Source organism: Mesorhizobium sp. M1403, from assembly GCF_040317695.1.
Taxonomy (GTDB): domain Bacteria; phylum Pseudomonadota; class Alphaproteobacteria; order Rhizobiales; family Rhizobiaceae; genus Mesorhizobium.
Map to the genome: position 1 here is coordinate 60,292 of NZ_JAMYKY010000005.1, position 17,841 is coordinate 78,132.

The following is a 17,841-nucleotide window of genomic DNA, read 5'->3' on the forward strand; positions in this document are numbered from 1 at the left end:
CATGCAGATTGATGAAGCGCGCGAGGTGAGGACCACCTGCCCCTACTGCGGGGTGGGTTGCGGCGTGCTGGCGAAGGTCGCCGCGGACGGTGAAATAACCGTTCGTGGCGACCCGGACCACCCGGCGAATTTCGGCCGCCTCTGCTCCAAAGGCTCCGCACTGGCCGAGACCATCGATCTCGACGGCAGGCTGCTTCATCCGGAAATCCACGGTCGCCGTACCGACTGGGACCAAGCGCTCAATCTAGTCGCTTCGACCTTCTCGCAAACCATTGCCGAACACGGCCCCGATTCGGTCGCCTTTTATGTTTCCGGCCAGTTGCTGACCGAGGACTACTACGTCGCCAACAAGCTGATGAAGGGGTTTGTCGGCTCGGCCAATATCGACACCAATTCGCGCCTGTGCATGGCCTCGTCGGTCGCCGGCCACCGCCGCGCCTTTGGCTCGGACACGGTTCCGGGAAATTACGAGGATCTGGAACTTGCCGACCTGATCGTGCTCGTCGGCTCCAATCTCGCCTGGTGCCATCCGGTGCTCTATCAGCGCATTGCCGCTGCCCGGGAAAAGCGGCCCGAGATGAAGGTGGTGCTGATCGACCCACGCCGCACCATGACATCGGATATCGCTGACATGCATCTGGCGATCGCGCCCGATGGCGACGTCGCTTTGTTCACAGGGCTGCTCGCCTATCTCGGCCAGCATAACGCGCTGGACCGTACCTATATCACGGCGCACACGACCGGATTCGGGCAAGCGCTTTTCGCTGCCTCGGCGCTCGACCTTGCCGGCATCGCGGCTGCCACGGGTCTCAGTGAGGACGAACTGTCCCGCTTCTACAGCCTGTTTGCCGCGACGGCGAAGACGGTGACCGTCTACAGCCAGGGCGTAAACCAGTCGTCTTCGGGCACCGACAAGGTCAACGCCATCATCAACTGCCATCTCGCCACCGGCCGCATCGGCAAGCCCGGCGCCGGGCCGTTTTCGGTGACCGGCCAGCCCAATGCTATGGGCGGCCGCGAGGTCGGCGGCATGGCCAACATGCTGGCCGCCCACATGGAGATCGAAAACCCCGAGCACCGCAACCGCGTGCAGCGCTTCTGGAACGCGCCGACCGTCGTCGAAAAGCCCGGCCTGAAAGCGGTCGAGATGTTCCAAGCGGTGGCCGACGGACGCATCAAGGCGCTGTGGATCATGGCGACCAATCCGGTCGATTCGATGCCGGACGCCGATACCATCGAGGCGGCGATCAAGGCTTGCCCGTTTGTCGTTGTCTCGGACGTGCTGGGCGAGACCGACACGGTCCGCCATGCTCAGGTCCGGCTGCCGGCGGCGGCATGGGGCGAGAAGGACGGCACCGTCACCAATTCGGAGCGCCGCATCTCGCGCCAGCGGGCTTTTTTGGCCACGCCCGGCGAGGCAAGGCCAGATTGGTGGATCATCGCTGAAGTCGCCAGGCGGATGGGGTTTGCCGAAGCTTTTTCGCATGTGTCGGCGGCCGACATCTTCGCCGAGCATGCGGCGTTGTCGGGTTTCGAGAATGACGGCGCGCGCGATTTTGATATAGGCGCGTATGGCGCGATTGATTCAGGGACCTTTGAGAAATTGGCGCCATTCCAATGGCCAGCGCCGAGCCAAGGCACCCCCCTCTGGCCTGCCGGCCATCTCCCCCTCAAGGGGGGAGATTGGATGTCGCCACCGGTTTCGCCAATCGTTACCATTGCTGAAAAGGCGGTGCCGGCAAAACTGCCAATCTCCCCCCCTGGGGGGGAGATGGCCGGCAGGCCAGAGGGGGGTGCGTGGCGCCAGCCGGAGGACAAAAGCACCCGCTTCTTTGCCAACGGCAATTTCTACACACCCGACGGCAAGGCACGCTTTATTGCCATCCGCCCAACCGCCCAAACCCGCACCAGCCTGGACTACCCGTTGGTGCTCAACACCGGGCGCGTGCGCGACCACTGGCACACCATGACGCGAACCGGCAAGAGCCCGCGCCTGTCGCAGCACATGGCCGAGCCTTTCGTCGAAATTCACCCGGCGGATGCGCAGCACTACGGCATCGGCGATGCCGATATTGTGCGCGTCTCGACAGCTTATGGCGAGGTCGTGGTCCGCGCGCTGGTGACAGGGCGCCAACGCCAAGGCTCTGTGTTCGTGCCGATGCACTGGACCGATCAGTTTTCCGCGCGCGCGCGCGTCGATGCCCTGGTCGCGCCGACGACTGATGCGATTTCAGGCCAGCCGGCTTCAAAGAACGTTGCCGCCCGAATCGAGCGGTTCGCCGCCACGGCCTTCGGCTTCGCGGTGCTTGCGGAACGGCCCGCATCCATCGACGCCGATTATTGGAGCCTCGCCCGCTGCCCCGCCGGCTGGCGCCTTGAAATTGCGCTGCAGGACAGCCGCGACTGGACCGGGTTTGCCGCCGCGTTGTTCGGCCCGGAAGGCGAGGCGCTCGCCTATCACGACATCGCCGGCGGGCACCATCGCTTCGCCCGTTTCGCGGGCGGTCGGCTGGTCGGCGCGCTCTATCTTGCGCCTACCCCGGTAGCGGTGTCGCGCGGCTGGGCGGCCGAACAACTGGGTGCCGACCATGCCGATCGGCAGGCGCGGCTGGCGATCGTCGCCGGCAGGCCTGGCGGCAAGAGCGTCGACCGCGGCGCCATCGTCTGCGCCTGTTTCGGGGTCGGTGCCAACCAGATCGCGGAAGCGGTGCGCGGCGGCTGCACCAGCGTCGCGGCAATCGGCGCCGCCCTTCACGCCGGCACCAATTGCGGCTCCTGCCGCGCCGAGATCAAGACCATTATCGACGGGCGGCGTCTGCAAGCTGCAGAGTGAATGCGCCGAGGAACTCTGCCGCGCCGCTGCATGATGCTTACTAGCAATTTACAAACCATAGGCTACCACCGTTCTGACTTCGATTCGTTCGGAACGGGAGCCCCATGAGTAAAGCCCTGACCTCATTCGCGCTTGCGGCCGTGCTGACGGCTTTGCTGATGGCGCTCAGCCTGGCGGTGGCCAGGCATGGCTATCCCTATGGCGCGATCGGCGCCAAGCGCTTGAGTGACGTCGCCGATGCAGGGGCATTCATTCCGCTCGCGGCGGTCTACTTCCTCAGCGCACTGCTGATGATGGTTCTGCCGATCAGGCTCGCCGGCATCGTCCTTACGCATGCCGCCGATGCAATCTTCTGGACGGTCATCGTGTTGTTCGCGGTCATCGTTGGATGTCTCGCCGCCAGATTTGCTTTCGGTCAGCACGATGTGCTCTCGGCACTGCTGAACTGGCGGTTCCTGTTTGTCGCAGCCGTCGTCGGATGCCATCTCTTCATCAACGAGCTGCGGCGCAACATCTTATTGAGAAGCCTGTTCTTCGTCGTCTTCGCCGCAGCGACGCTGGCCTGCCTGTTTTGGTCCTTCACGATCTGAGCATGTGCGACCGTCGGGACAGACGGCTTAATTCTTGTCGACCGGCTTTGAGCGCATTCGCGAAACGGTCTCACGCTCGGCCCGCTTCGAACGCATCGGCGGCAGGCCGCGGTCGACCAGGTCCATGTCTTCCAGCACCATGTCGCCCATCCGCTTGAAAGCGATGTCGAGTGCGCCGGCCCGGTGGGCGGAGCGCAAGAACCCCGGCAATGTGCGGACCGGGTGATCTTGGGCCAGCGGCTCCTCAGGAAAAACATCACTGGCGGCGACGATGTGGCCGCTGCGGACAGCATCCATCAGTGCCGGAAAATCGACCACGCCAGCCCGGCTGAGTAGGATGAAGGCGGCTCCCTCGCGCATCCTGGCAAAGGCTTCGGCGCCGAGGAAACCCTGGTTTTCGCTGGTCACCGAAGTGACGACGAAGACGAAATCGCTGCTCGACAGGACTTCGTCGAGCGAGGCCGGCTCAACGCCGTTCTCGATCAGGATCGACGGCGGCAGCCACGGGTCGAAGACTTTTGTCCGCGTGCGAAAACCCGTCAAAAGCCGGTTGAGCGCGCGGCCGAGATCGCCGAAGCCGATGATGCCGACATCCGCGCCGGAAAGAAGCCGCGCCGTCCGGTTGCCGTCGCCGCCCCACAATTCCTTGCCTTGACGAAAAGCGAGGTCGGCATCGACGATGTCGCGGGCAAGGTTGAGCGCCATGGCAACGCCGAGCTCGGCCACCGGTTCGGCAAAGACCAGCCCAGTGGTGACGACATGGATGCCGCGCGAAAACAGCGTCTCATATGGCATGTTGTTGATGAGGTTGCTCTCGACATTGAAGATGCAGCGCAGCGCCTTCATTTTTTCCAGTGTCTCTGGCGCGATCGGCGGCTGGCCGACGATGTAGCGCGCCTCGCCAAGGATATCGGCCGGCAGCGCCGCGACACCTTCGGGCGATGTTTCGACGATGCGGTATTTCGACCGAAATTTCGTCAGCGCAGCCGGCGTGAAGATCAGGTCGAGCGTGCGGGGTTGGGGTGCGCTGATCACCAGCGGCAACGCGTTGTCGGACATGATACTTTTCCTCCCGTGCGATCCACAACGCACCATATTGGAATCATCTTTTCCAGCCCGACCCCTATCACATGCCTGTCGAGGAGGAGAAGTTTGCCCGCCTTTCGGCCTTGCGGTGTGGCGGTCGGTGGTCCAGATAGACGGCGATCGAAGGACGACAAGGAAGACAGCGACATGATCCCGTTTCGAAAGAACCTCATCGATGGCGAGTGGGTGGGCGATGCCGGCTCCCGCAATATCAACCCGTCCAATCTCGACGACGTGGTCGGCGAATATGCATCGGGAGGCGCCGAGCACGCCCGGCAGGCCATCGCGGCGGCGAAGGCGGCATTTCCGGCATGGTCCCGATCGGGCCTGCTGGCACGCCACGCGGTGCTGAGGAAGGCGTCGGACGAGATCACCGCGCGGAAAGATGAAATCGGCCGGGCCTTGGCGCGCGAGGAAGGCAAGACGCTGGTCGAGGGCATTGGCGAGACTGTGCGGGCTGCCCAGATATTCGACTTCTTCGCCGGCGAGACGCTACGCCTGTCGGGCGAGCTGGTGCCAAGCGTGCGGTCCGGCGTCGGCGTCGAGATCACCCGCGAAGCGGTCGGCGTCGTCGGCATCATCACGCCGTGGAATTTCCCGATCGCCATTCCGGCCTGGAAAATCGCTCCGGCGCTGGCCTACGGCAACACTATCGTCTTCAAGCCGGCGGAACTCGTTCCGGAGAGCGCCTGGACAATTGTCGACATCCTGCACCGCGCCGGACTGCCCAACGGCGTGCTCAACCTGGTGATGGGCAAAGGTTCGGTGGTCGGCCAGGCCATGCTCGACAGCCCTGATCTCAACGCCATCACCTTCACCGGCTCGGTCGGCACCGGCAAGCGCGTGGCCGCCGCCAGCGTCGAGCACATGCGCAAGTTCCAGCTCGAAATGGGCGGCAAGAACCCGCTTGTCGTGCTCGATGATGCCGACCTTGCCGTCGCCGTCGACTGCGCGGTCAACGGCGCCTACTTCTCGACCGGCCAGCGCTGCACGGCGTCGTCCCGCCTGGTGGTGACGGACGGCATCCATGACCGCTTCGTCGAGGCGATGAAAGATCGCCTGGGCAAGCTGGTCATCGGCGACGCTCTCGATGCCAAGACCCAGATCGGGCCGGTGGTCGACCAGAGCCAGCTCAAACAGGACGAGGACTATATCGCCATCGGACGTCGGGAAGGTGCCGATCTCGCTTTCGGCGGTGAGCGGCTCGATCGCGAAAGCCGCGGCTTCTATTTGCAACCGGCGCTGTTCACCGAAACCACCAACGCCATGCGCATTTCCCGTGAGGAGATTTTCGGACCGGTCGCCAACGTCATCCGCGTCAAGAATTATGATGAGGCGCTGGCGGTGGCCAACGACACACCGTTCGGGCTGACGTCCGGCATCTGCACCTCGAGCCTCAAGCATGCCACGCATTTCAAGCGCAATTCGGAAGCCGGCATGGTCATGGTCAACCTGCCGACGGCGGGCGTCGACTTCCACGTGCCTTTCGGCGGGCGCAAGGGATCGAGCTATGGCCCGCGCGAGCAGGGCCGTTACGCCGCGGAGTTCTACACCACCGTGAAGACCGCCTATACCTTCGCTGGCTGATCACGGCGGCACTCATCCGGGACCAGCCAGGCAGGCGAGCAAATCGATGGCATCTGAAAATACGGACCTGACCTGGCTCAATCCGCCGCCGCACTACGAGTTCGGCGACAATACGGTGCATGTGCGGACCGGCAAGGAGACAGACTTCTGGCGCGAGACGTTCTACGGCTTCTGGCGCGACAATGGCCATTTCCTCTATCGTGAGGTCGAGGGCGATTTCAGCGCCGAAGTCACCGTCAAGGGGCGCTATGAAGTGCTTTACGACCAAGCCGGGCTTATGGTCCGCCTGAGCGAGACCCATTGGATCAAGGCCGGCATCGAATACACCGACGGGCTGATGTATTTTTCCGTCGTCGTCACCAACGATGCCTCCGACTGGTCGCTGGCCAATATTCCGGCCGACCCGGACGGCGTCAGGATCCGCTTGACGCGTCATGCCGAGACGATCCGTGTCCAGTATCTGGACGCGTCCGACAAGCATTGGAAGCCGGTGCGGCTTGCCTATTTCCCACCCTCGAAAACGGTTGATGTCGGCATGATGTGCTGCTCGCCGCAGCGCGAGGGCTTCGAGGTCATATTCAGCGATTTTTTGATCGGCCCGCCGATCTCGCGGCAGCTCCACGACTGAGGCGCCGCGATCCGGTCGAGCGGTTGCCGTCCGTCCGGCCTCAGTAGGTCGCCCGGCCGCCGGAGACGTCGAAGACGGCAGCCGTCGTGAACGAGCATTCCTCGGACGCGATCCAGCAAATCAGCGCCGCTACCTCCTCGACCTCGCCGAACCGTGCCATTGGTATTTTAGAGAGCATGAAGTCGATGTGCTGCTGGCTCATCTGTTGGAAGATCGCGGTGCGCACGGCCGCCGGCGTGACGCAGTTCACCGTCACCTTGGTCTTGGCCAATTCCTTGCCGAGCGACTTGGTCATGCCGATCACCGCGGCCTTGGAGGTGCTGTAGGCCGAGGCGTTCGGGTTACCTTCCTTGCCGGCAATCGAGGCGATGTTGACGATCCTGCCGTAATTGCGTTCGAGCATATGCGGGACCAGCGCTTTGTTGCAGAAGAAGACGCCGTTGATGTTGATGTCGATGACCCGGCGCCAATCCTCTACGGAATACTCCCAGGTCGTCATGTTCGGTCCGGTGATGGCAGCGCTGGTGACAAGGACATCGACTGCGCCAATCGCTTCTATCGTCTCTCGGGCGGCGGCTTCGACCGCTATGGGGTCGGCGACGTCTAAGGTGACGCTGTGCAGGCCTGGAACAATGGCCTTGGCCTGCTCGATCTGGGCGGCATCGCGATCCCAGACCGAAACACGCCCGCCTTCCTCAGTGATCCTTTGCGCGACGGCAAGGCCGATGCCTGAGGCGCCGCCGGTGACAACAACAGACCGTCCGGCAAATCGTCCCGCGAAACTCATCGGCATGTGGTCTTCCTCCCAATCGGCGGCGAATGTGAAGTCAACGGCGCACAAGTTCAAGCGCGGACTTGCAGCCTCCGAACAGCTTCGTGATGGGCCAGCACCAGGCAATTGAACGGCACTGCCTCCTGGCCAAATCGTCTCGTCCGGCATGGGAGAACTGCAGGAACGACTTCGCCCAGTTTGTCATCCGGGTGACATGCGGCGCCGGATGCGCTATATTGCACTGCACAATGCGAGCGCCTGCAGGCGAGGCTCCCATCGATCCAATGAATCGACCCATGAGCGGCCCATGAAATCGGCATTGAGCTGCAAGGGCGGAAAACCGATACCGAGATGAAGATTCCAAAATCTCTGTTGATCGATCCGGACAAGAACACGGTCTATGGCAGCTTTGCCGTTGCCGTCTCGATCTGGGCGTTCTCCTACTCGACCATTTTCGGCCAGGCCATGATCCTGGCCTATTATGCAGTCTGGCTGCCGCTCATCCTGGTCGACTACCGGAAAATACTAAGGCACGCTTCCAGCGCCTGGCTTCCGCTGGCGTTTGCAGCCTATGTCTGCTTCTCGGTGTTCTGGTCGGCAGCTCCCGGCACCACGGCAAGGACGGCCGTGCAATATTGTTCCCATATCGCATGCGCCTACATTGCCGCGCGCACGGTCAGCGTCCGGACCTTGACCATAGGCGCCCTAATAGGGATTTTCGTCGTCCTGCTCTACTCGCTCAAGGTCGCGAGTTATTCCTACGACGTTCTCGACGGGACATACAATTTCGTCGGCGCTTTCAGCTCCAAGAACCAGATCGGCTTTGTCGCATCGCTTGGCATCTATTTCTGCGTTGTCTACCTGGCCTTTCTCAGGCGCGGCCGCATAGGTTTTTTGTTGATTGTACCAATCGTCCTTCTGTCGGGCTATCTGCTGGTCGTGTCGCATTCGGCCACTTCGATGGCATCGACCCCGGCGGTTCTCGCCCTGGTCGCGCTGCTTTCCATGGGCAAGCTGCTTTCGCTCCGCCATCGCCGGGTTATTTTCGTGATCGGTGCAGGCGGGCTGGTCGCCTGCACCGTGATTGCGCTGAATCTCGGGCTAATGGACTTTGTCCTTGGCCTCTTCGGCAAGGATTCGACGCTCACCGGACGGACCTACCTCTGGCAGCAGGGCTGGAATGCCGCGCAGCAATCGCCCATCCTCGGCGTCGGCTACGCGGCGTATTGGGTGCAGGGCTTCTCCGAGGCCGAGCGGCTGTGGAATGAATTCTACATCGCCGCGCGAAGCGGCTTCCACTTCCACAACACCTACATCGAGACCTTGGTGGAACTCGGCTTCGTCGGTGCGACACTGCTGTCGCTGATCATCCTGCGCACGCTCTGGGGGCACGTCTCGGCGCTGATATTCAGGACATGGCAAGCCGAGTCTGTGATTCTCGCTGGCGTCATGGTGCTTTTGTTCATCCGCTCCTTCGTCGAGGTCGAGACCCTCAATCCCTACATCATGGGATCGTTCCTGCTGTATTACAGCTACTTCAAGCTGGTGAAGGTGCCGTCCGTCGCCCGTTCCCGGCGGAGCGCCGTGAACCATCTCGAGGAACCGGACGCCGTGCGAGGCTAAAGCGGGCCGATCCGGGCTGTTCGTCGCCCAAAGGCCGCCTTGTTTTCTGATCCATAAACTACGAAGCCCAAAACCCCGCAGGCCGCCGCCTGCGAGGTGGGTGCTTCGCTCCGGTGGAAAGAAGCTACTGGATGGCCAGGGGCGCCGGTTTGACCTTGATCACGTCCCCGGGCAGTACCGGCGTGTCTTCGTCGGCGGTGATTTCGCTGGTCTTGCCGTCGACCACCCGCACTAGGGAAAACGACATGGCGGCTGGTTCGTTGTTGCCATAGAATTGCGGCATGGGGTTGCCCGACAGGGCTTCGGTCATCAAGCCTTTTTCCATATTCAGCTTCAGCGTCGCTTCGTTGAGGTCGGCTTCCGTCTGTTGCCGGTCGGTCGCGAGGGTGGAGTTCTGGGTGTTCTCCAGATCGATAGCGTCCTGAGTGGCCTTGCTGATCGACTGTTTGGCCGTGAGAATCGCCGTTTCGTAATCCAGTATCTGGCCTTCGAGGTCGGCGATGGTTTGCTGGGAATTCAAAACCCGGGTGTTGACGACCAGGCCTTTTTGCGCCAGCGAGCCGATACCGTTGAGCTGCTCCTTCGCCAGATCGACCTGCTTCTGCTGGTTGACGATCTTTTTCTGCAGCGAATCGATCTCGCTCTGCAGCAGCGCCTTCAAGTCGTCGAGCGCCTGCAAGCGTAGGTTGAGTTTCTTCTGGTCGGCCGCCAGGATCGCCGTCTCATCGGCAACGATGCTGGGCAGCTTCGGATCGTCGGCCACTTCTTTCGGCACTTCGAATGACGGTTTGTTCGCCAGTTCCGCTTCGATGCGGGCGCGCTTGACGATCAGCCTGACCTGTTGGTCTTGAAGTACGTCGAAATTGCCCTTGGCATTGATCAGGTCGCGGTCGTAGCGCTGCCCGCTCTCCGAGTTCCGCCGCGTTCCGCCGGCAATGCTCATCGCTTTCAGCACCGTCAGCCCAGGCACGCAAGGATACTGTCCGGGCGATTGCACCTCGCCAGAAATATAGAACGGCCGGTACTGCGCCATTTCGACGGAAGCCTCGGGCTTGTCAGCCAGGGCGAGCTTACGCTGTAGCGCCTCGCCGAGCGATGCCGCGATCTCCGAGGTCGTCTTGCCGGATGCGGGCATCTCGCCGACGAACGGCACCGACAAGGTTCCTGCCGGCCCGACCGTGTATTCTCCATTGATGGCCGACCAGTCACGGAACGTGCCTTCGACGGTCTGCCATTCCGCCACGCGGATGGTTAGCTTGTCTTGTGCTCCAAGCCGATAGTCGTCGGCGAAGGCAAACTGCGGCAGGGCCAGCGACAGGCCGGTCGCCAGCGTGAGGCAAGTCGTCAAAAGTCGTACTCGCCGCATGCGTCTGGAGAGAATGCCGGTGTAAAAAAAGTCGAATATATCTGCTTTCAACTGAGCGTTTCCGATCTGGTTTGCCCGCCCGATGCCTGAGTCCCGATGCCTGAGTTCCGGGCTCGAATTCTGGACAGTCGCTCCTCGATGTACGGCCAGCAAGCGGCCGTCAGTAGCAGCCTCGCGACATCCAGACCGCAGGTACGGTCTTGATGATGATGCGAATGTCTTCGAACATCGACCAGTTCTCGACATAGTGGCGATCGAACGCGACGCGGCTGTCGTAGGAAACATCGTTGCGTCCGCTAACCTGCCAGAGCCCGGTTAGGCCCGGGCGCGATTTCAGGTAATAGACGGCCGAATTGCCATAGATCTCCAACTCATCGCGCACAACGGGACGAGGCCCAACCAGGCTCATATCCCCCTGCAGGATGTTGATGATCTGCGGCAACTCATCGAGGCTGAGCTTCCTCAGCACCGCTCCGACGCGCGTGATCCGCGGGTCGTTCTTCAACTTGCGGGTCGCTATCCATTCGGCGTTGGCCTCCGGATTCGCGGCGAGATAGGCAGCAAGCACCCGCTCGCCGTCTGGAACCATAGTGCGGAACTTGAGGCACGGAAAAATCCGTCCTCCGCGGCCGATCCGGCTATGACCATAGAAAATCGGCCCGCCATCGGAAAACCTGACAAGCAGCGCTATCATCACGAACAGCGGGCTGAGAGCGACCAGGCCGATCAGCGAACCGGCAATATCGAAGCTGCGTTTGAGCAGACCGCCGATCGGCGGCGGAAAATCGACGCCGGCCTGCGAAAAATCCGCGTCGGCCGGCTTGGCTACGTCCCTCATGCGTAAACTCCATACGTTGAACGGATGGTTTAGCGCACGATACCAAAAAAATGTTGCAGCGCAACACACAATTTCCCAGCCGGCTGTAATAGTCGCGTCATGAACTGACTAAATAATGAACTCGTCCTGCACAAAATTTTGCCTTTATGTCGCAAAGGCGACAGATTATGGGCAATTTTGGAAAATCTAGTCCAATTTTGGGGCTGATTTTAGGCGAATCGCTCTTTATACCCGGTTGTGGAGCTTTGCCGTCATTTAGAAGTTGAAAATATCGACTGATGTTATGATAAGATACTGGTCAATATTGTAAATCTTACTGGAGTGAGTCGATATCCGTCAATCAGTGGTGATGCCGACGTGTGCATTGCACCATGGCAGAGTCGATCCTGAGGATTCGCTTAAAATTATTCCGTAGCTGCCCTTGCCGCCTATTGCTCGCCTCAATAGAGTTGCAAATTGTTTCTGTCGGAGTATGGACAGATTGGGCAAGGCCGGAAGCAACCGGCCAGAAGCGGGCAACCTAAATAAGCTCGCAGAGTTTAAGGGAGGTGCTCGGGGTGGGCTTGTCGACATTTTTTCCCGAGCCGGTTGATGGGCTATCGGGTATGTCACTGCCAAAGTTCATTATCGGAATGTGTTTTGCGCTGGCGATCGTGGTCGTCTGGTCCTATTTGGGCGGCGCCTCGCTCGGCACGACGCTTTTTCGCGTCATCGGCTGCGCCATAGTCATCCAACTCGGTTATTTTCTGCTGGTCTTTGCCATGGTCGCAAGAAATGCCCCGACCTCGGCCGACAAAATTCGCGACGCAGACCGAAAGCTGAGCTCGAACGAAGCGGCCGAAGGCGAGAAATTAAGCGCCAGGAGAGGCCTTCACTGATTTCGGGCGTTGGCGTCCAGCAACACGCCGCAAGTCGGCATCCCGTTTCTTCAATTCCTCGATGCTCCCGGCCTCCACCAAGCGGCCGCTCTCCATCGCCACGACCTACTCGGCAGTGACTGTTGGCCAACTGAGCGCGCCAGTGGCTTGATCCGGGGCGTGCAGGAGCGGCTCTGCCAAGCGGCGCCTTTCGGGAGCTATCCCGATTGCGGCTCGCCGCCTGCCCAGCCGCGTCATGACACCCAGCCAAATGAAAAACTGGACGGCGCCGATGATTTTGGCGATGCTTGCTTCGCACTTGCAGCATAGGCATTTGGGCCGATGCATGTCAGACGGGCGGTGAGGCATTGAGCGGGGAGGGCGAGGAAATCCGCAACGATTTCTGCAATCGAGAGGCATGTCCATGACATCATCCCAAGTCTGCGTGATCATCGCTGCCCGTAACGCGGCGCGGACAATCCCGGCCGCCATTGCATCGGCATTGCGCGAGCCGGAGGTTGCGGAAGTCGTCGTCGTCGACGACGCGTCCACCGACGATACTGCGAAAGTCGCCCATGCAGCCGACGACGGCACGGGCCGCCTTTCCGTCATCCGCTTCGACGTCAATCGCGGCCCCTCCTTTGCCCGCAACGCCGCGATAGCCGGTTCCAGGTCGCCGTTCATCAGCATCCTGGACGCTGATGATTTCTTTTTCGAAGGCAGGTTTCACAGACTGTTCGCCAGCACCGATTGGGATTTCGCGGCAGACAACATCATGCTTGTCAGGGATGACGCGGCAACCGATGTCTCGAAAATCGTCGCTCCACCGTTTTCGCCCGAGCCGGAATTCCTCGATTTCGAGGGTTTCATCGACGCCAACATCTCCAGGCGCCGTGTGCAACGAGGGGAACTGGGCTTCCTCAAACCCGTGATCAGCCGCGCCTTCCTCGATCGGCATGGGCTGCGCTACGACGAGAAGCTGCGCCTTGGCGAAGACTATGAACTCTATGCGCGCGCGGTTGCGCATGGCGCGCGCTTCAAGGTCATCAAATCCTGTGGCTACGGCGCGATCGTGCGCGCCGATTCGCTGAGCGGACGGCACAACACCCAGGATCTGAAGCATCTGGCCGATGCCGACCTGGCACTGCTTGCGATCGACAGTTTGCCGGAGGCATCGAAGGCTGCGCTGAGAAGGCACGAGCGGCACATTCGCGACAAATACCGGTTGCGGAAGTTCTTAGACGTGAAGACTGAGCGCGGGCTGGCGCCGGCTGTGGCCTATGCCTTGGCCGGCTCGTCCAACCTCACGGCCGTCGTCCGCGGCGTTGCCTCCGACAAGCTGGATGCGCTGTTTCGCCGCGCTGGCTTCGCCGCGAAGCGTCAGCATGTGCCGCCGCTGCGCTTCCTCATGGCCGGAACCAGCACAGCCGGCGAAAGCTAGGCTCGTCAACGTGGCGATCGCCTTACCTCGGTCGGCTCGCACCATTTCGACGCGATTTATGAGTTTACGATCTAGGTGGTTGCCTATGCGCGCGGGGAATGGCAATCTATGTTGCGGTGCAGCAATTTTGGACGGCCAACCGAACTGGCCCGAGACATCCCCTGTCAGAGGAGCTGGACGATGCGAGAAATGTCTTTTGAACGTGGACGGGCGCCAAGGCCGGTCATCGTCTCGACGATGATGGGGCGCTGACTGCATGGCCTCGATCTTTCGCTTCCGATCGAGAGATCCGGCGCGCGACACGCAGACCGACACCGCGCGACTCGATCGCTTGGCGAAGCTGCTGGACCAGATCGCGGCCGAGGTCGAGGCGGAGAAGAACGGACTTGAGAACCGCTACAGGACAACGGCCACCAATGCCGCCTTCCTGGTCGAGGCCATGGAAAACGGGGCGGTCTCCTCCCGCAGGTCTTCCGAAGTTGGCGAACTGACTAGGTCGATCCTGAATTGCGAGCGGCGCATCGCTGCGCTCTCGCGCCAGAAGCAGATGATGAAGGATCTCCGTCATTCGCTGGATGAAATCTTCGAGGAGGATCGGCAGAACGGCCCAGACATAAGGACCGATTTTGTGAAACCCGCCGGTCCCGGCACAGGTTGAGCGAATATCCCGGAGTCGGCGCAATGGTTTTGGGCACGCTACACGGAGCCTAGGAGCGACAGAGGTCAAGATTAGCTTGTTTCGTCACGGTTCGAACGATCGCTTTGGGGGCGCACAGCACAAAGGTGAGTTTGATATGAACGCAGATCCTAAAAGCACGTCCACCCCGGCAACCGGCGGCACCCCGTTCACGCGCCCGATCCCAGGCAAGCTGCGGCGGCTCCGTTCAGACGGCGCGTTTCTGCTGATCGTTCTCGGCAGCCTGGTTGCGGGCCTGGTGCCCGTCCGCGCCCAGGATCTCCCAACCGCGCCGTCCTTTGTCGATGATTTCACCAGCCTCAGTCGCGCGCGCTGGTACATTTCCGACGGCTGGACGAACGGCAAGCATCAGAACTGCACCTGGTCCAAAAGCCTGATCGGCCTTTCCGACGGCATGCTGACGCTCGGTTTCGAGAAGCGCAAGCTGAAGGATCGCGAATTCGCCTGCGCCGAGATCCAGACCAAGCAGCGCTTCGGCTACGGCACCTACGAGGCGCGGATGAAGACCGACACGGGCTCCGGCGTCAACGCGGCATTCTTCAGCTTCGTCGGCGATGCCGACAAGCAGCCGCATGATGAAATCGACTTCGAGGTGCTGACCAAGGACACGTCCAAGGTCCAGGTCAACGCCTACATAGCCGGCAAGGGCAAGAACGAGAAGCTGGTCGACGTCGCCGGGGGCACCGACAAGGCCTTCAACGACTACGCCTTCGTCTGGGAAAAGGACCGGCTGCGCTGGTACGTCAACGGCAAGCTTGTCCACGAGATCACCGATCCGGCGAAGCTGCCCACCCATTCGCAAAGAATCTATTTCAGCCTGTGGGGCAGCGATACGATGAAGGGCTGGATGGGGCCGTTCTCGGATCCGGGCCGCAAGCTCGCCATGCAAGTGGACCGCGTTGCATTCACCGCACTCGGCCAGCCCTGCCAATTCCCGGAATCGCTGGCATGCAAAACGAACTAGAAGCGCATCTGAACCCGCCGGGCCGAAGGTGGTCCGAGCCCGAAGCTCGAACAGGCCCCGAAGCCTTGAACAGGAATGAAACCGAATGAATTTGACTGTCTTTGGAATCGGCTATGTCGGTCTTGTACAGGCGGCGGTGCTTGCCGAAGTCGGCCATCAGGTGGTCTGCGTCGACATCGATGCAAAAAAGGTCGAGCGGCTCAACCAGGGTCATGTCCCGATCTTCGAGCCTGGGCTCGAAAACATGGTCAAGGAGAACCATGCGGCCGGCCGCATCAAGTTCACCACCGACGCCGCCGCGGCGATCAAGCATGGCCAGATCCAGATGATCGCCGTCGGCACGCCTCCGGGCGAGGATGGTTCGGCCGACCTCAAATATGTGCTGGCCGTCGCCGAGGCCATCGGTCGTGAGATGGACGCGCCCAAGATCGTCGTCGGCAAGTCGACCGTGCCGGTCGGTACCTGCGAAAGGATAAAGGCCAGGATTGCCGAGACGCTGAGGGCGCGCGGGCGCGAGGATCTGGCTTTCGACGTCGCCTCCAATCCGGAATTCCTCAAGGAAGGGTCCGCTGTGAGCGACTGCATGAAGCCCGACCGCATCATCGTCGGCACCAGCAACGAGGACACCGAGGCGGTGATGCGCGAGCTCTACGCGCCGTTCAACCGCAACCACGAAAAGATGATCGTGATGGACGTGCGCAGTGCCGAGTTTACCAAATACGCGGCCAATTGCATGCTGGCGACCAAGATCAGCTTCATGAACGAAATGGCCAATTTGGCCGAGCAACTGGGCGCCGACATCGAGGAGGTCCGCAAGGGCATCGGCAGCGACCCGCGGATCGGCTACCACTTCATCTATCCGGGCCTCGGCTATGGCGGCTCGTGCTTCCCGAAGGATGTGCGCGCCCTGATCAAGACCGCCGAAGCCATCAAGTTCGACGCCAAGCTGCTGCGTGCCGTCGAGGAGCGCAACAACCAGCAGAAGTCGGTCCTGTTCGAGAAGGTGGACCGCTATTTCAAGGGCAATCTCAAGGGCAAGACCTTTGCGCTGTGGGGCCTGGCCTTCAAGCCCAATACCGACGACATGCGCGAAGCCCCGGCCCGCACGCTGATGGAGGCGCTCTGGGCCGCCGGTGCCAATGTGCAGGCCTACGATCCCGAGGCGATGCAGGAATGCCAGGCGATCTACGGGTTGCGCGACGACCTGCAGCTGTGCGGCACCAAGGAGGCCGCTGTGCGAGGTGCCGACGCGCTCTTGATCGTGACCGAGTGGAAGAGCTTCAGTGCGCCGTCCTTCGATGCATTGAAGGACGCGCTGACCACGCCCGTCATCTTCGACGGACGCAACCTCTACGACCCCAAGGTCATCGCCCGCCACGGCATCGAATACCACAGCATCGGCAGAATGGCGGCGTGACGATAGGGCGGTCCAGCAAGGAGCCAGGTCCATGAAAGTTCTGTTTGCAGGCGGCAACGGCTACACGCCGCAGTTCAGCGGTGGCGTTCAGTCGAGCACGCACCATCTGGTCGAGCAGCTGCGCGAGCACGGTCATGACGCCTCGGTCCTGGCGGCACTGTTCGGTGATGGCATGTTCGGCTTCAAGGCGCGCGCCAAGATGAAGCTGCTTCGCCAGCGTGCGGTCATCGACAGCTATCCCGGCTATCCGGTCGTGCGGGCATGGTTTCCCTGGGAGGCGGCGCGCTTCGCGGTCGAACGGCTCGATCCCGATGTCGCCGTCGTGCAGTGCCACAAATCGGTGCCGATCGGAAAGGCGCTGCAGGCGCTCGGCGTGCCGCTGGTGGTCTATCTGCGGAACGTCGAATTCCACGAGCTGGCCGGCGACCTGCGCGAATTGCATTCGGCGCTTTATATCGCCAACTCCGAATTCACCGCGCGCACCTATAAGGAAAGGTTCGGCATCGACTCGACCGTGATTCCGCCGACCATCAATCCCGGGCTCTACAGCACCCCGACGACCGGCGAATTCGTCACGCTGATCAACCCTTACAATGAAAAAGGGTTCGAACTCGCCGTGCGCATCGCCGGCCAATGCCCCGAAATCCCGTTTCTGTTCGTCGAAAGCTGGAAGCTCGACGACGACCACCGGGCGCAGATCGAACGGACCATCGCGCCGCTGCGCAACGTCAGGCTGGAAAGCCGTACCAGCGACATGAAGACGGTCTATGGCCGCACCAAGATCCTGCTGGCGCCCAGCAAATGGGAAGAGGCCTGGGGGCGCGTGGCATCCGAGGCCCATTGCAGCGGCATTCCGGTCGTCGGGTCCCGCCGCGGCGGCCTGCCGGAAGCGATCGGCGCCGGCGGCGTTGTACTTGACTATGACGCACCGCTCGACGACTGGGTCGCCGCGGTCAGGCGGCTATGGAGCGACAAGGCCGAGTACGACAGGCTGTCGGCGGCGGCGCAGCTGTTTTCGGAGCGGCCGCAAATGAATCCAGACATTCAGTTCGCGACCTTCCTCGGCGTTCTCGACAACGCCAGGCAAGGCGCGCTGGAGCATGCCGCCTGATGCATTTCGTCCAAAACCATACACGTTGCCC

General features: G+C 61.5%; 15 protein-coding genes. 11 read left to right on the forward strand and 4 right to left on the reverse strand.

What is annotated here, in order from left to right; genetic code table 11:
• The first annotated feature begins 1 nt into the window (after position 1).
• Positions 2 to 2,833 (forward strand): nitrate reductase, encoded by a 2,832-nt coding sequence (locus NKH01_RS11625; protein WP_353020259.1) that lies wholly within the window; start codon positions 2 to 4, stop codon positions 2,831 to 2,833.
• A 104-nt stretch (positions 2,834 to 2,937) separates the two neighbouring features.
• The gene (locus tag NKH01_RS11630; protein ID WP_353020260.1) at positions 2,938 to 3,423 is read left to right on the forward strand and encodes a hypothetical protein; all 486 of its coding nucleotides are present in this window, start codon (positions 2,938 to 2,940) and stop codon (positions 3,421 to 3,423) included.
• Positions 3,424 to 3,450: 27 nt separating this feature from the next.
• Here NKH01_RS11630 and NKH01_RS11635 read toward each other — a convergent pair whose 3' ends face one another.
• Positions 3,451 to 4,482: a hydroxyacid dehydrogenase gene (locus NKH01_RS11635; protein ID WP_353020261.1), complete on the reverse strand. Its 1,032-nt coding sequence runs from the start codon at positions 4,480 to 4,482 to the stop codon at positions 3,451 to 3,453.
• Between the two features lie 177 nt (positions 4,483 to 4,659).
• Between NKH01_RS11635 and NKH01_RS11640 the strand changes: the two genes are divergently transcribed.
• On the forward strand, positions 4,660 to 6,096 hold the full coding sequence (locus NKH01_RS11640) for an aldehyde dehydrogenase family protein (RefSeq protein WP_353020380.1): 1,437 nt from the start codon (positions 4,660 to 4,662) through the stop codon (positions 6,094 to 6,096).
• 46 nt (positions 6,097 to 6,142) lie between these two features.
• The gene (locus NKH01_RS11645) at positions 6,143 to 6,724 is read left to right on the forward strand and encodes a DUF1349 domain-containing protein (RefSeq protein ID WP_352847826.1); all 582 of its coding nucleotides are present in this window, start codon (positions 6,143 to 6,145) and stop codon (positions 6,722 to 6,724) included.
• A gap of 40 nt (positions 6,725 to 6,764) precedes the next feature.
• Here the strand turns inward: NKH01_RS11645 and NKH01_RS11650 are convergent, their stop codons facing one another.
• Positions 6,765 to 7,517: an SDR family NAD(P)-dependent oxidoreductase gene (locus NKH01_RS11650; RefSeq protein ID WP_352847828.1), complete on the reverse strand. Its 753-nt coding sequence runs from the start codon at positions 7,515 to 7,517 to the stop codon at positions 6,765 to 6,767.
• Between the two features lie 330 nt (positions 7,518 to 7,847).
• Here NKH01_RS11650 and NKH01_RS11655 point away from each other — a divergent pair, with 330 nt between their 5' ends.
• Positions 7,848 to 9,119 carry an O-antigen ligase family protein gene (locus NKH01_RS11655; RefSeq protein WP_352847830.1) on the forward strand — a complete coding sequence of 424 codons (1,272 nt, stop codon included), beginning with the start codon at positions 7,848 to 7,850 and terminating at the stop codon, positions 9,117 to 9,119.
• 124 nt (positions 9,120 to 9,243) lie between these two features.
• Here NKH01_RS11655 and NKH01_RS11660 read toward each other — a convergent pair whose 3' ends face one another.
• Positions 9,244 to 10,467, reverse strand: coding sequence for a polysaccharide biosynthesis/export family protein (locus NKH01_RS11660; protein WP_084642532.1), 1,224 nt, complete (start codon positions 10,465 to 10,467; stop codon positions 9,244 to 9,246).
• Between the two features lie 178 nt (positions 10,468 to 10,645).
• Entirely contained in the window at positions 10,646 to 11,323 is a 678-nt protein-coding gene (locus NKH01_RS11665; RefSeq protein WP_023717993.1) for a sugar transferase, read from the reverse strand.
• A 605-nt stretch (positions 11,324 to 11,928) separates the two neighbouring features.
• On the opposite strand from NKH01_RS11665, the gene NKH01_RS11670 reads away from it, so the two are divergent.
• From NKH01_RS11670 to NKH01_RS11695, 6 genes are all read left to right on the forward strand, one after another.
• Positions 11,929 to 12,201 (forward strand): exopolysaccharide production repressor protein, encoded by a 273-nt coding sequence (locus tag NKH01_RS11670; protein ID WP_353020263.1) that lies wholly within the window; start codon positions 11,929 to 11,931, stop codon positions 12,199 to 12,201.
• A gap of 397 nt (positions 12,202 to 12,598) precedes the next feature.
• Positions 12,599 to 13,621 carry a glycosyltransferase family 2 protein gene (locus NKH01_RS11675; protein WP_352591597.1) on the forward strand — a complete coding sequence of 341 codons (1,023 nt, stop codon included), beginning with the start codon at positions 12,599 to 12,601 and terminating at the stop codon, positions 13,619 to 13,621.
• Between the two features lie 256 nt (positions 13,622 to 13,877).
• Entirely contained in the window at positions 13,878 to 14,279 is a 402-nt protein-coding gene (locus NKH01_RS11680; RefSeq protein ID WP_023717989.1) for a hypothetical protein, read from the forward strand.
• 136 nt (positions 14,280 to 14,415) lie between these two features.
• Positions 14,416 to 15,282 (forward strand): endo-1,3-1,4-beta-glycanase ExoK, encoded by an 867-nt coding sequence (exoK, locus tag NKH01_RS11685; protein ID WP_352483971.1) that lies wholly within the window; start codon positions 14,416 to 14,418, stop codon positions 15,280 to 15,282.
• A gap of 85 nt (positions 15,283 to 15,367) precedes the next feature.
• Positions 15,368 to 16,699 (forward strand): UDP-glucose dehydrogenase family protein, encoded by a 1,332-nt coding sequence (locus tag NKH01_RS11690; RefSeq protein WP_023717987.1) that lies wholly within the window; start codon positions 15,368 to 15,370, stop codon positions 16,697 to 16,699.
• Positions 16,700 to 16,730: 31 nt separating this feature from the next.
• Complete coding sequence (locus tag NKH01_RS11695; RefSeq protein WP_023717986.1) at positions 16,731 to 17,810, forward strand: glycosyltransferase; 1,080 nt, start codon at positions 16,731 to 16,733, stop codon at positions 17,808 to 17,810.
• The last annotated feature ends 31 nt before the right edge of the window (positions 17,811 to 17,841 follow it).

Coding starts and splice junctions, on each gene's coding strand:
- NKH01_RS11655 (WP_352847830.1), top strand. CDS start 7,848: ATGAAGATTCCAAAATCTCTGTTGATCGATCCGGACAAGAACACGGTC.
- NKH01_RS11670 (WP_353020263.1), top strand. CDS start 11,929: ATGTCACTGCCAAAGTTCATTATCGGAATGTGTTTTGCGCTGGCGATC.
- NKH01_RS11695 (WP_023717986.1), top strand. CDS start 16,731: ATGAAAGTTCTGTTTGCAGGCGGCAACGGCTACACGCCGCAGTTCAGC.
- NKH01_RS11690 (WP_023717987.1), top strand. CDS start 15,368: ATGAATTTGACTGTCTTTGGAATCGGCTATGTCGGTCTTGTACAGGCG.
- NKH01_RS11680 (WP_023717989.1), top strand. CDS start 13,878: ATGGCCTCGATCTTTCGCTTCCGATCGAGAGATCCGGCGCGCGACACG.
- NKH01_RS11635 (WP_353020261.1), bottom strand. CDS start 4,482: ATGTCCGACAACGCGTTGCCGCTGGTGATCAGCGCACCCCAACCCCGC.
- NKH01_RS11675 (WP_352591597.1), top strand. CDS start 12,599: ATGTCCATGACATCATCCCAAGTCTGCGTGATCATCGCTGCCCGTAAC.
- NKH01_RS11630 (WP_353020260.1), top strand. CDS start 2,938: ATGAGTAAAGCCCTGACCTCATTCGCGCTTGCGGCCGTGCTGACGGCT.
- NKH01_RS11650 (WP_352847828.1), bottom strand. CDS start 7,517: ATGCCGATGAGTTTCGCGGGACGATTTGCCGGACGGTCTGTTGTTGTC.
- NKH01_RS11625 (WP_353020259.1), top strand. CDS start 2: ATGCAGATTGATGAAGCGCGCGAGGTGAGGACCACCTGCCCCTACTGC.
- NKH01_RS11645 (WP_352847826.1), top strand. CDS start 6,143: ATGGCATCTGAAAATACGGACCTGACCTGGCTCAATCCGCCGCCGCAC.
- NKH01_RS11665 (WP_023717993.1), bottom strand. CDS start 11,323: ATGAGGGACGTAGCCAAGCCGGCCGACGCGGATTTTTCGCAGGCCGGC.
- exoK (WP_352483971.1), top strand. CDS start 14,416: ATGAACGCAGATCCTAAAAGCACGTCCACCCCGGCAACCGGCGGCACC.